Source organism: Brumicola blandensis, assembly GCF_031846165.1.
Lineage (GTDB): Bacteria > Pseudomonadota > Gammaproteobacteria > Enterobacterales > Alteromonadaceae > Glaciecola > Glaciecola blandensis.
Map to the genome: position 1 here is coordinate 18,890 of NZ_JAVRIE010000008.1, position 13,505 is coordinate 32,394.

Here is a 13,505-nt window from a genome sequence, read left to right on the forward strand (position 1 = left end):
GTAATACAATATTTATACTACTGAAGGTGCATTTTGAAAGCTTTATCCGTTTTTCTTTGTCTTAGCTTCTTACTTGTCGCTTGTTCGTCTCCTCAACCCAGTGAGCAAGTCATTTATGGGAAAACGATGGGTACGACCTACACTGTCAAGTTTGTAGATCCGCAAGACAATAATATTGTTTTGCCAGCGCTTAAGGCTGAAATTGACGATGCTCTCATACAAGTCAACGCCCTGATGTCGACGTACGATCCGAACTCAGAATTATCCTTGTTGAACAAAGCACCGGCAAATACCCCTTTTCCGATATCAGAGCAAACAACTCTCGTTCTAAACGAAGCTATCAGGCTGAATAAGCTAAGCTCAGGGACTTTAGATGTGACCGTTGGTCCTTTAGTCAATTTGTGGGGGTTCGGCCCTGACAAGCGTCCTGAGACCATACCAAGCCGAGAGCAACTGATGGCAGTGAGGGAGTTTGTGGGTATCGACAAGTTTACCTTGGAAAATGATGTCGTTACCAAACAACATAAGTCGGTTTATATCGATTTATCAACAATTGCCAAGGGCTATGGTGTCGATGTTGTAGCTGATATACTAGAGACAAACGATATTGATAATTATTTGGTCGAAATTGGCGGTGAAATGCGAGTTGCTGGCCAGAAAAAGAATGGTGCTTCATGGCGTGTGGCAGTAGAAAAGCCCATAAGCACGCAGCGAGAAGCTCAGAAGATATTCAGTATTGGTAATAATGCGATTGCCACATCAGGTGATTACCGGATTTATTTTGAGTATGACGGCAAGCGTTATAGTCATTTAATAGATCCAAACACCGGTTATCCAATTACACATAACTTAGTATCGGTTACTGTGGTTCATCCGTCCTCTATGACAGCAGACGGTTTAGCAACGGCCCTAAATGTAATGGGGCCAGAGAAGGCGAAAGTCTTAGCAGAACGAAATAACTTATCGGTGTTCATGGTCTTAAAAGAAGGTGAAGAGTTTGTTGAGTATTCCTCGCCGAGCTTTGAAGCACTGATACAAAATCAACAATAGCGACGCTTTAATAAACGTCACTAATTAGATAATTAATCGAGGTCAATTTGAGTACTTTCATTTTAGCATTTGGATTTTTCCTGCTGATGGTATTAGCCATGGCAGTTGGATACATTCTACAAAAGAAAACGATTGCTGGTAGTTGTGGTGGACTTGGCGCTTTAGGTATTTCTAAAGCCTGTGATTGTCCAGAACCGTGCGATAGAAAAAAAGCTCGTATGGAACGAGAAGAAAAACGACAGGAAAAAATTAAAGAGTGGCAAAACAATAAGATTTTGTAGGAGCAGCATTGAGAGGGTGAAGAAAACCTTATGGATGAATGATAGCTATCACTTGACTAATAAAGTGTTGGTCCGCTAATGCTTTCTCATCAATCCGATTAAAGGCTGCTACCAGTGAGTCATGGTGAGGAGACGACTTGCTAATTGCATAGTGCGTTGGCACTGAGGTGAGATACTCTATTTGTACAATCTGCTCATATGAGGTTCTGGTTTCACTATCTAATTGATTTAGAAAGTGTATATAGGGGTTCTCATAAGATAAAAGGTGAGATGTGCGGCCATTTAAAAACAAATTTGTGGCGTTGTCCGCATTTGGCACGTCAACAAATTTATACCCCTGTTCCTCCATCTTACGTCTCTGACCTTCATAATCATAACCCCTAATTGAAGCCACTGTTTTACTGCTACTTTGCTCATTTTTCGAATAAAGATTAAGTTTGAGTTTGTCGAAGGGGATTTTGGTAAATGAGACTTTATCTTTTAAGGCATTGGTTGACTTGATATTAACAGTAAGGTCAATTTTACCTTCTTCAATACTCCGATACACTCGAGCCGGTGCTGCACAAAAAGGTTTAACTTTAAAGTTATCGCTTAAAAGAAGAGTTTGGGTAATGTCAAAGCCCGAGCCAAAACATTGCCCTGTTTCTTCATCTATTGTGCTGTAAGGTGCAAAGCCCGTTAGGCCTAGCACTATTGTGGTAGGGTCATTATCTGCTGGCTTTGCGGCCAATTGTGCAGACAACACTATGTATGTATTGAGTGATAACAACAGGATAAGGGTGAATCTAAAAAGCACTTAACTCTCCTAAAGGCACTTTTAGATAGTAGCATAAGTTTAATGAAAAATGATATGTACATATTTTCAGCAAATGAGGCGCTCTAAAATCGACCTCCTTGCTTATTTACAAACCTTACCTAGGACCTTTGCTTTTAGTAATGGTTTTTCTTCTAAATTGTTATAAACTGTTTATTTATACAGTTGTTAATGAAGTTGATGCAAGCCACAATAATGAGAAAGTTTATTCATATTGATATGGATTGTTTTTACGCTGCAGTGGAAATGCGTGACAATCCTGAGCTCCGCAATATACCCATCGCTATTGGCGGCAGTGCTGATCGACGAGGTGTGGTGTCGACTTGTAATTATCAAGCCAGAGAATTTGGTGTCCGGTCTGCAATGGCTACCGCAACTGCCTTACGCTTATGCCCGAATTTAACCTTAGTAAAAGGCAGAATGTCGGTGTACAAAGAAGTATCCGATCAAATAAAAGCTATTTACCTGCGCTACACGGATGAAATCGAACCACTCTCCTTAGATGAAGCCTTTCTCGATGTAACAGACTCTGAGTTGTTTAACGGCAGCGCGACTTACATTGCCGAAGATATCCGCCGAGCGATTGAACAAGAAATCGGATTGACGGCATCCGCCGGTGTTGCACCTATCAAATTTGTGGCAAAAGTAGCTAGTGATGAAAACAAACCGAACGGTATCTGTGTGATCGCACCCGACCAGCTTGACGAGTTTGTAAAAGCGCTACCGCTAAAAAAAATCCCCGGAGTTGGCAAGGTAACCTTAGAAAAGCTGAATAAATTGGGTCTATACAAGTGTGAAGATATCCGTACTTTTCCTATCGAAAAGCTGCACAAGCACTTTGGGAAGTTTGGCGCGTCTCTTTGGAAGAGAGCTCACGCTATTGATGAACGGCGTTTATCTACGAATAGGAAGCGCAAGTCGATTGGTGTTGAACGAACACTTGATCAAGATCTGACCAGTCTTGAAGAATGTCAGGCCGTCGTCAGCAAACTTTTACCTACCTTGATGGAACGCATCAACGCCAAACAAAGAGCGCCAGTAAAATCTTTAGGTGTCAAACTTAAGTTCAGTGACTTTCAGCAAACAACAGTAGAGCAACAAGGCCTTATCGTCGATGAGCAAACATTATTCAATTTGGTGTCTAAAGCATTTCTGCGTGGGGAAGGAAAAAACGTCCGATTAGTCGGTATTCACGTATCTCTTACAGACATACTCAATACAGATCAGATGTCGTTGCCCTTGCTTTAAGCTAATTGCAATGTTACATATGCACCAAAATAAGTGCGCTATATGGCGTGCACTAACGTGTGCGAATGCATATGAACTTACAAGATGTGTAAGTAATAAACGCGCCTAATCATCCAACGGAGATTTCCATGCCTTTTCCAAAAGCAGTGTTAGAAACGAGCACAACTGGCTTAACAGATAACTATGATGCTTTTATTCTGTTGAGCAATACCTTTTCTAGTCAGTTCTACTCAGATTTGTCAGGTGCTATCCAACTTCACCAACGTTTAGACAAACGAGTAGGTGAACAGGCTGTACTCATTCCTAATCAGAGCGTTCCTGGAAATCGAGTCATACACGTGCCATCAGGTGCTTTAGATCGTGACTATGATGATGTTCGACAAATATTTGATGCGGCTAAGAATGTCGCTCAGACCCTTATAGACTCGGGTATTCGTAAACCCTTGCTTGAAGTGAATCTGCATGGCTTAAATGCGCCTATGCAAGCTACTTACGTCAATGCGATTGAAGCTGCATTTCTTGGGCTTTGCCAAGGCTTATGGCAGCCTTTGGAGGCTCGACAGGCGCTTGGAGAGAACGAAGTCGAACCACTTCAAGAACTCGGTATTTTGCATTCTGATCCTGATTTTGATGTTTCTCGCTTAAATGCCATTGAGGCAGGCAAACGAGTAGCCAGGGATCTCTGTGGTACAGAGCCTGAGCGTATGGCTCCTCCAGGCTTTGCTGACTATTGCTTGGAGGCATTCAAGGATTCTAACGTTGAAGTCTCAGTCATCTCAGATCATGAAGCAATATTAAAGGATTACCCATTATTGCATGCGGTTGCCAGAGCGTCGATTGAGGTGGAACGTCATCGTCCTAGAATTATTCGCATGGTTTACCAGGGCGAAGGCGAAATTAACAAAACTCTCTTGTTTGCTGGTAAAGGGATTACTTTTGATACCGGTGGCGCAGACCTGAAAGTTAACGGCCATATGGCAGGCATGAGTCGTGATAAAGGCGGCGCCGCGGGTGTTGCTGGCTTCATGAAAACAGTTTCATTGCTCGCACCAAAAGGGCTGAAAGTGATTGTTGAAATCGGTGCTGTTAGAAATAGTATTGGTGCCGAGGCCTTTATACCGGATGAAATTATCACTTCTCATGCTGGTATTCGAGTGCGAGTAGGTAATACTGATGCTGAAGGGCGTATGTTGCTAGCAGATCTACTTTCACACTTACGTGAAGATGCTAAAGATGCTGTTAATCCTGAGTTATTTTCAGTGGCTACTTTAACCGGCCACGCTGCTATTGCCTTTGGTCCCTATACCGCATTAGTCGAAAATAAACCTGCTCGCGCATTAGGCGTTGCTAAATCGCTCTTCGAGCAGGGCGAATTATGCGCGGATCCAGTTGAACCCTCACTTTCTCGACGAGAAGACTTTAATTTTGTTAAGCCTCGCACCAAAGCTGATGATGTGCTGTCGTCAAATAATGCGCCATCTGTTACGACGGTCAGAGGACATCAATTCCCGATGGCATTCTTAAGCATTGCCTCCGGTCTTGATCAACATGAGGCAAATAGCACACTTCCATTGCCATATACACACGTTGATATAGCCGGTAGTGGTGTGGAAAATCTTGATTGGCAACACGGTAAGCCAACAGCAGCTCCGGTCAACGTGTTTGTAAACACTTACTTGTAGGCTAATAGAATGAACATTAGCCAGAAAGAAATTAAGCCGGGTAAGTACAAACATTATAAGGGAAAAGACTACCAAGTAATGGGTGTCGCCCAGCACTCCGAGGACGGCAGTTATGTTGTAGTATACAAACCTTTATATGGTGAACAAAGCCTTTGGGTGAGACCTTTGGAGATGTTTGCTGAGGATGTCATGATCGAGGGTGAGCCTATTCCTCGTTTTGCTTTTGTTGAATAACGTGATTACTTAAATAGATGAGATTTTTTTAGATTTAAGCAGGTCTTCTGATTGTTTAGACTATACTTCTGAAAAAAGCGCTGTTCAAAATTGATCTTAATACTGTAGATTTCGAATCTACTGTGTCGCTAGAACAAGCGTAATTACACTATGTAGTGAAAGATACAATTAGATAATACGAACATAAAACAAAAGAAATCAAGGGAACACAAGATGAAAAATTTAAGCTTGAAAGCGCTCTTCGCTTTATCAATTGGCGGCTTACTTAGCGCAAGTGCTATCGGCCAAGGGCGTTTTGATGATGTTGAAGTCAAATCTGAACCGGTAGCTGGAGCAGTTCACATGCTAGTGGGCGCTGGCGGAAATATCGGTGTTTCGGCAGGGGCTGATGGTCTCTTAATTGTTGATGACCAGTATGCTGACTTAGCCGAAAAGATCGCAGCGAGCTTGGCTGATATTAGTAAAGAGCAAACGCGTTATGTAATCAATACGCACTTTCATGGCGATCACACAGGTTCAAATGCTTTTTTCAAAACTCATAAAAAAGCGACTATTTTTGCCCATGAAAATGTGCGAGTTCGCTTAGCGGCAGGTGAAGATGCGGATCCAGCGAGCTTACCAGTGGTTACTTATGAAAAAGGTGTTAAGTTTCATATGAACGGTGAGACCATTCACGTTTTTCACCTAGCTAACGCTCACACCGATGGTGATAGTGCCGTTTGGTTTGAAGAGCCAGATGTTTTGCATACTGGTGACTTATTCTTTAAAGATTGGTTCCCGTTTGTTGATTTAAACTCAGGAGGCTCTGTACCTGGTTATATTAGCGCCGTTGAGACCTTACTAGGTATGATTGACAACGACACGAAGATTATCCCTGGTCACGGTGCTATGGCGAACAAAGCGGACTATGAGCGCTTTCTCAATATGATGAAAGAGACTTATGCTTATGTACAGGCAAAAAAGGCTGCTGGGATGAGTGAGGACGATCTAGTTGCTGCTGGTCTAGAAGAAAAATGGAAGTCTTGGGCGTGGCGTTTTATTACTGAAGAAAGATGGATCAGAACACTTTACAAGTAAACCACCCTCTCAAATTTGAAGCAGCGGTTGAACGAGACTTCGCCGCTTTAGCTTCTTGGTTTGATAATGCTCACGCCCTACAAGAGTGGGGCGGTCCCGCTCTAAGCTTAACTCGCTCTCCTGCTGACTTAATGGCACAACTTCATCAGTCTCCAGATTATTCCTCGTATGCGATACACCAAGGTAATGAAACCATTGCGTTTGGACAATTATTATTATTGAAAGAAAGGGCGCATTTAGCTCGATTGTGCGTGAATCCAGCACGCCGGGGTGAAAAGCTCGGTCTACGCTTAGTTAATGAACTTATTCAGCAAGCAGCCAAAACGATCAACTTAAAGTCTGCATCGTTATTTGTTTATGAATCTAATTATGTGGCAATTGCTTGTTATCAAAAACTCGGTTTTGTTGAAACAGTGACACCAACTGGAATATCGAAGCCTGAGCGGTGCAAATATATGATGAAACGCTGCTAGTCAGCAGCGTTTCATTTTGCGTCCAGTAAACTACTTTTGGTAAACCTGCTTACCATTAATCCATGTTTGTAATACTTCAGTTCCTCTAATTTCTTGACCCGGAATAGTAAAAATATCGCGATCAATGAAAATGAAGTCGGCGCGTTTACCCGCTTCTAATGTTCCCAAGCTGTCTTCTTGAAATGCTGAGTAGGCCGCGTCTAAGGTAAAGCCTCGAAGCGCTTCTTGCAAAGTGACTTTCTCTTCGGGGATCCAACCATCGTTTGGTACGTTTTCACCGCTTTGCCTCGTTACCGCCGCATGTAAACCATGAAAAGCGTTGGCTAATTCAACTGGGAAGTCAGAACCGAAAGCGATACGAGAACCTTGGGCTAAAAAAGTACGCCAAGCATAGGCACCTTTTAATCGTTGCTTACCAATTCTATCTTCTGCCATATTCATATCGCTGGTGGCATGAGTCGGTTGCATCGATGGAATAACATCGAGCTCTTTAAATAGCGGGATATCTTCAACCGCGACTACTTGTGCATGCTCTATACGATGACGTTTGGTGTTATCTGGCACATTTTTAAAGGTGCTTGCGAATTGCTGCAATGCTAATCGGTTCGCTCTATCTCCTATGGCATGGAAGTTCAACTGAAAACCTGACGCCAATACTTTAGAAAACAAGATCGGTAATTCTTCCTGCGGAGTAACTAATAAACCGTGATTGTCTTTGTCATCTGAATAAGGCTCGATGAGCGCTGCGCCGCGGCTTCCCAAAGCTCCGTCTCCATATGCTTTTACACTTCGGATACTCAACATATCATCATCAGATTTAATGTGCCCCGCGGCTAACATCTGGTCAATCTTCGGGTCTGTTGCAGAAAGCATGGCGTAGATCCTAAATTGGAGTGCTTTTTTATCTGCTTGGCTTTTGTAGAAATCATAGACTTGCTTGCTTATCCCCGCATCATGAACACTTGTGATACCGAGTGAAAGTAAGTGTTGTGAGGCCGCATTGAGTTGCTCGGTGAGTTGAGATTCATCTGGACTTGGGATGAGTTTTGTCACCAAGTACTCAGCATTATCGATTAGCAAGCCGGTGGGTTGGCCATTTTCATCTTTAACAATTTCGCCACCAGAGGGAGAGGGAGTGTTGGCGTCTATTCCGGCCAATTCAAGCGCAACAGAGTTTACCCAAACTGCGTGTCCATCAACTCTAGCAAGGACGACGGGGCGGTCTTTAATAACTTTGTCTAAACTATGCTTTTGAGGGAAAGCCTTACTTGGCCAAAGAACCTGATTCCAGCCTCGACCAATTAGCCACTTGTGTTTAGCATTCGATACAGGTTGCGCACTGACAAATGACTGTACGCGTTTAACTGCTTCTTCTTCGCTCGCTGCACCACGAAGATCAATCTCTAGTAAGTTTTGTCCAAGACCTAAAATGTGCCCATGCGCATCGATAAGGCCCGGAAGCACGACTTGTCCTTTACCATCGATGTAGGTGTAGCTTTCTTTGGAAGGCTTTTCGCTCAGGTTCATCCCAGTGATAAGATCGCCGTCAAATGCAAAATTGGAAAAAGTAATTAATTCCCCCTTTTCATTTAAGGTATAACCTTTGACATCATGTATAAAGGTCTTTGCTATGCCTTGAGAGCTAAAGATACTGAGCAATAAAGTAATAATGAAGGTTATTTTGAAACGATTGTTGAGAAACTGTGCCGCTGTCATTTGTATTCCTTTTCAATTAAAAGCTTGTACGTGTGCTGCGTTTACATTGCATCTGGATTAATAATGGGTGGTTGCAATAAGTAGTCAGTTTGCCAAATTTTACTCATTGAGGCTTGGCTTATATTACCACCTGACAATAGTACGAGTATTTTTTGGTTTTTGGGCTTATCTGCTATCCAAGCTGCAACTGCAGCCATAGTCATGGCGCAAGTTGGCTCAATATGCAACTTAAGTAGATGATGAAGCCATTGAGTCCAATAAGCAATTTGAATTTCGTCGACTTCGTAAAAGTCGTCAACGGATTGCAGTATTTCGAATGTATGGGGGCCGACGCTAGGTGTTGCCGCTCCATCCGCAAGTGTATCAGGCGGACCATCCAACACTTCAATAAAGCCGCTTTGCAAACTTCTTGCAGCATCATTGGCATTCAGAGGCTCGGCGCCCACCACTTCAACCGCATCCAGTTTGCCAGCTTTGATCATATCACGAACCGTCACAATAGCACCGGAAAGCAGGCCACCACCGCCACAAGGAGCGAATACCCCATTAGGCTGTACATTCATTTCTTCTAGTTGCTGCAGAGCTTCAAGAGTAACAGTCCCTTGGCCCGCTATAATATCTGGATGGTTGAATGGCGGGATCCAAAGGCAGCCATCTTCCTTTCCTGCAGCTTCAACTGCTTGGTCTGCCTCTATACGTGTGTCAAATTGATGAACTTGCGCACCATAAAACTCTGTTGCAGCTGCTTTGATTGGAGAAATGGTGTTGGCACAATAGATATGCGCAGGAATACCAAATTGGGCAGCTGCAAAGGCTACCGCTTGGGCATGGTTACCTGAAGAGTTAGCAACAACCTTTTTAGGGAGGACCTGCCTTTCATGACATTTAGCAAGCACATTCATTGCGCCACGTAGTTTAAAGGCACCGGTTCGTTGAAGACATTCAGCTTTGAAGTAGATCTCATGTCCAAGCCAATGATTTAACAAGCGACTTTGAAAAATGGGCGTTGTTTTGACGACCTTACTGATACGTTCTTGTGCTGCAGTGATGTCAGCTATATTTATCATGCGAGACCTTGCCTTGCTTAAAATTAAAACACTTAGGTATATCTACCTACTATAAGTAAAGAATCATTATACGCAAACTACGCTTTCGTATAAGTGGCAAACGATCATTAATTTGATACTGTGGAGAGTGTGTTTTGACTTTTGTAAACGTATACAAGTGAAACTCTTCACACATTGTCAAAGGAACGACCTAGAATGCAAAATTACTGAGTATTTATTGTGAAAAAAACGCTAGTTTCAATTGTTGTGTTAACCGGCTTGCTATCCTTCAGTTATTACATGTTGGCAGATCAAGCGTTAAAGCCTCAAGCTAGCGCTTGGCTAAATTCGTTTGCCGAACAGATGAAGAACAATAACAATGCTTCGGTCAGGTTGCTTTCTTTAGGGAAATCGGACCCTAGCTATCAAAATACGATACTTGAAACCTATCATGAACGTCTTGAACAATTTAATAATAGTGAATTGCTCAGTAATGAAAAGGCAATGCAGTATCCTAATGTCTCGCAATTTGAACCATTTTTATCAAACCCTCTTTTTTGCAATTTTACCGCACCAGATTGCTTTCCTCGATTGAACGAAAATAGCGACTATTTAGGAATTGTTTTAACAGAGTTTCAGCCTGAATTACTTGATTTTATGTCTTTAATCGAGCTTGATTCTTTTGAGGCCGCCAATCCCTTTATTGCCGAGCTTAATCTTGATAATTTGATTTTCCTTTACAAATTAAAAGGAACGGAAATTTATTTTGATATTGAAAACAACAATATTCAAAAAGCCATGAATGACCTAAAAAATTTAATCGCTCTTAATAGAGTGTTTTTCGAAAAAAGTGACGATTTGCTGAATAAAATAAGTTTTTCAATTAATGCAGAAAATGTATTTCAGGCACTGCTCATCAAGCTTAAGCGAAGCGAAGAGTTTGATGCTTCTCAGTTTACTAAAGTGTTGCAACCCTTGTCTTTGGGCGAAATGTCAGTCAATCAAATTCAAGTGCGTTCCTATGCGAAGAATGCGCGATTAATCAAAGCGGGATTGGCCGCACGAAAAGTAAACACAGATCGTTCTATGTTAAGTCGATTATGGCATCGCATTATTTATAAAGAGAATATGACCCTGAACAGTATGTTCGATGATTACCTGATGCTATTGATGCCCAGTGATATAACAAAGCCCGAACTACTTACCTTTTCGGCCCTTATTGAGTCGTCGATGAGAGAGAAGGAACTCGCAAATAGTGAAAACCCTTGGTTTCATAAACTAAAAAATATTAGCAATACGACAGGCATTGCACTGAAAGATGTTGTGATGCCAAGACAGGTTGATATTTATGAGGCAATTGCCGAGCTAGATTCTCGTTTACAACTGTTGGCTTGGTTCATACAATTCAACGGAGACAGCGGCGAACTGCATGAAGAAGCAAGTTCTATCGTGAATGAATATACGGGTTTGTCTGCGACGATGATTAATGGTGACTTATGCCACTTGATTAACAAAAAACCGATTTGCGTACCAAGCCAGTAGTGGAAAATTTCTCTGATATATCATGACATTGATGCAAAGCTGGTTTGCACCAATGCCGATTAATACTTAGTCTTCTTTTTGTAGATGCTTGTCAAAGAAGTTTGTGATCGTATTGTACAGATGAATACCAGTATTCTTGCCACGTATACTGTGTTTCTTGCCTGGATAGTCCATCACTTCAAACGGTATCGCTAAGTCTTGCAAATGCTTGTAGAGCATGGTGCTGTGAGTGAAAAGTACATTGTCATCAGCCATTCCATGATAGATCAATAAATCTCCACTAAGGTCTTTCGCATAAGGAAAAACAGAGGACGCGGTGTAGGCGTCGTCATCAAGCTTTGGATTACCCATATATCGTTCAGTGTAATGTGTATCATATAAACGCCAATCAGTTACCGGTGCACCAGAAACGCCTGCTGCAAAGTAGTCTCCACCTTTAAACATTGCCATTAGAGTCATGTATCCGCCGTAACTATGTCCATGCACGCCAATTCTGTCTGCATCGACGAAGTCTAAGGTTCGTAAAAATTCAACACCTTTGATTTGATCGTCAACTTCGACAAAGCCCATCTTTTTGTACAAAGGATCTTCAAAGGCTTTGCCTCTATTATATGAGCCTCTGTTGTCGATACTAAAAACCACATACCCTTTATTCACCCAATGCTGCATAAGCAAGCCACGATTACCAGCCCAACGGTTTGTGACAACTTGAACATGCGGACCACCATACAGGTAAACAATAACAGGGTGTTTACCTTTAAGTTGTTTAGGCTTGTACAGTCTATAGTGAAGGTCTGTACCATCATCCGCTTTAATCGTCCCGAAGTCTGGTTTCACCCACTGGTCCTGGTAATCATACAAAGGGTGCTCAGCGTTTATTTTGTTTTCGGCTAACCAAGTAATCAGCTCGCCATTCGCTTTATGAAGGCTCATTTGTGGTGGCGAGTTGATTGTTGAGTGCGAATCTACATAGACCGATGCATCAGAACTGAATGTTGCGCTGTGGTATCGATCTTGCTCACTGAGTCGTTTGATGTCTCCGCTGTTGATATTTACGGAGTAAACGTGACTTTCTAATGGCGAATCTTTCCTACCTTGGAAGTAAACTAGGCCATTGTCATCATCCAATGCATTAATGCTTTCAACAACCCAGTCACCTTTTGTGAGTTGCTTTACTAACTCGCCGTTATTGCGATACAAATAAATATGTTTGTAGCCATCTCTCTCTGAAGCCCAAATGAAATGTTTGTTATCCCCTAAAAAATGGAGGTCGAAATGCAAGTTTACCCAAGTATCGCTGGTTTCATTGAGAAGCGTAGTTTGTTCGCCATTATTGATATTCGCAGCATTCAAAAATAGTTCTTTTTGGTCACGTGATTGTGTTTGAAAGCTTAAGGTAGATGCATCCATCCACTTGGCTCTTGCTAGGTAAATATCTTTGTTCTCGCCTAGGTCTAACCAACTCACTTTATCTGTTTTTAAATCAATGACCGCGAGTTCGATGTGCACATTATTTGTGCCGGCTTTTGGGTATTTTTGTTCAATAGTCGAAATAGAATCAGCATAGATTTCTGAACGCACAATGGTATCAACAGGTGCTTCATCCACTTTGGTAAAGGCAATTTTAGATTCATCAGGCGCCCACCAGTAGCCGGTCATTCGGCTCATTTCCTCTTGTGCGACAAACTCAGCCATACCATATTTAATGTTGCCACCGCCTGAGGTAGTAATCGCTTTTTCTTTGCCTGAAGCAATGTCCATCACATACAGGTTTTGCTCTCTCACGTAGGATACAAAGTTACCTTTAGGTGAAAACTTGATGTCTGTTTCAAAAGCGTCTGTTTCAAGTAGGCGTTTCGCTTTTTTGTCACCTATTTTGAAATAATAAACATCGCCAGCAAGAGGAAATAACAATGCAGTGCCGTCACTGGACCAATCGTAAGTAATAATGCCGCTACCATAAACTCGCATTCTTTCTCTTCGTGCTTTTTCTTCATCAGATAATAGCTCTGGGCCAGTATGTAAATCATCTGAATTGAATAGCATTTGAGTTTTACCTGAGGGAATATGATACTCCCACAAGTCATAACGGTCGTAGTCTTGCTCTTTGCCTTTTAAGAAGGTCACGCGTTGTCCATCTGGTGAAACTTGAATTCCTCTAGGCGCGGTGCCCGATAGCGATGGAGATTGGTGTATTCTTTCTATGGATAGACCGAGGCTTGCTGTTGTATCAGAAGTTGCTCCGACATTTGCACTTAAGCTGAACCCAAATGCGCATGCTAAAGTAATGATTACTCTTTTCATAATATGTTCACGTCGTTAAATGTTATTGTTTTTATGAT

The 13,505-nt window shown here is 42.1% G+C and carries 12 protein-coding genes; 8 read left to right on the plus strand and 4 right to left on the minus strand.

Going from position 1 to position 13,505, the window contains the following annotated elements; genetic code table 11:
- The first annotated feature begins 33 nt into the window (after nucleotides 1–33).
- Complete coding sequence (locus tag RM544_RS16635; RefSeq protein WP_311362950.1) at nucleotides 34–1,050, plus strand: FAD:protein FMN transferase; 1,017 nt, start codon at nucleotides 34–36, stop codon at nucleotides 1,048–1,050.
- 47 nt (nucleotides 1,051–1,097) lie between these two features.
- Entirely contained in the window at nucleotides 1,098–1,331 is a 234-nt protein-coding gene (gene nqrM, locus RM544_RS16640; protein ID WP_311362951.1) for a (Na+)-NQR maturation NqrM, read from the plus strand.
- A 28-nt stretch (nucleotides 1,332–1,359) separates the two neighbouring features.
- Here the strand turns inward: nqrM and RM544_RS16645 are convergent, their stop codons facing one another.
- Complete coding sequence (locus RM544_RS16645; protein WP_311362952.1) at nucleotides 1,360–2,127, minus strand: type 2 periplasmic-binding domain-containing protein; 768 nt, start codon at nucleotides 2,125–2,127, stop codon at nucleotides 1,360–1,362.
- Between the two features lie 213 nt (nucleotides 2,128–2,340).
- On the opposite strand from RM544_RS16645, the gene dinB reads away from it, so the two are divergent.
- The 5 genes from dinB to RM544_RS16670 all read left to right on the plus strand — a co-directional run bounded on the left by dinB (nucleotide 2,341) and on the right by RM544_RS16670 (nucleotide 6,859).
- Nucleotides 2,341–3,393, plus strand: coding sequence for a DNA polymerase IV (dinB, locus tag RM544_RS16650; protein ID WP_311362953.1), 1,053 nt, complete (start codon nucleotides 2,341–2,343; stop codon nucleotides 3,391–3,393).
- A gap of 128 nt (nucleotides 3,394–3,521) precedes the next feature.
- Nucleotides 3,522–5,075, plus strand: a complete 1,554-nt coding sequence (locus tag RM544_RS16655) for a M17 family metallopeptidase (protein WP_311362954.1) — start codon at nucleotides 3,522–3,524, stop codon at nucleotides 5,073–5,075.
- A gap of 9 nt (nucleotides 5,076–5,084) precedes the next feature.
- Complete coding sequence (locus tag RM544_RS16660; RefSeq protein WP_311362955.1) at nucleotides 5,085–5,309, plus strand: DUF1653 domain-containing protein; 225 nt, start codon at nucleotides 5,085–5,087, stop codon at nucleotides 5,307–5,309.
- A gap of 213 nt (nucleotides 5,310–5,522) precedes the next feature.
- Entirely contained in the window at nucleotides 5,523–6,386 is an 864-nt protein-coding gene (locus tag RM544_RS16665; RefSeq protein ID WP_311362956.1) for an MBL fold metallo-hydrolase, read from the plus strand.
- A complete protein-coding gene (locus tag RM544_RS16670; protein WP_311362957.1) occupies nucleotides 6,362–6,859 on the plus strand; it encodes a GNAT family N-acetyltransferase in 498 nt (165 codons plus the stop codon). Before RM544_RS16665 ends, RM544_RS16670 begins: the two co-directional genes overlap by 25 nt.
- A 30-nt stretch (nucleotides 6,860–6,889) precedes the next feature.
- Here RM544_RS16670 and RM544_RS16675 read toward each other — a convergent pair whose 3' ends face one another.
- Nucleotides 6,890–8,575, minus strand: coding sequence for an amidohydrolase (locus tag RM544_RS16675; protein WP_311362958.1), 1,686 nt, complete (start codon nucleotides 8,573–8,575; stop codon nucleotides 6,890–6,892).
- Between the two features lie 41 nt (nucleotides 8,576–8,616).
- Nucleotides 8,617–9,642, minus strand: a complete 1,026-nt coding sequence (locus RM544_RS16680) for a serine/threonine dehydratase (RefSeq protein WP_311362959.1) — start codon at nucleotides 9,640–9,642, stop codon at nucleotides 8,617–8,619.
- Nucleotides 9,643–9,861: 219 nt separating this feature from the next.
- Between RM544_RS16680 and RM544_RS16685 the strand changes: the two genes are divergently transcribed.
- A complete protein-coding gene (locus tag RM544_RS16685; protein WP_311362960.1) occupies nucleotides 9,862–11,163 on the plus strand; it encodes a hypothetical protein in 1,302 nt (433 codons plus the stop codon).
- Nucleotides 11,164–11,229: 66 nt separating this feature from the next.
- On the opposite strand, the gene RM544_RS16690 is transcribed toward RM544_RS16685, so the two are convergent.
- Nucleotides 11,230–13,467 (minus strand): S9 family peptidase, encoded by a 2,238-nt coding sequence (locus tag RM544_RS16690; RefSeq protein ID WP_311362961.1) that lies wholly within the window; start codon nucleotides 13,465–13,467, stop codon nucleotides 11,230–11,232.
- Nucleotides 13,468–13,505: the final 38 nt, after the last annotated feature.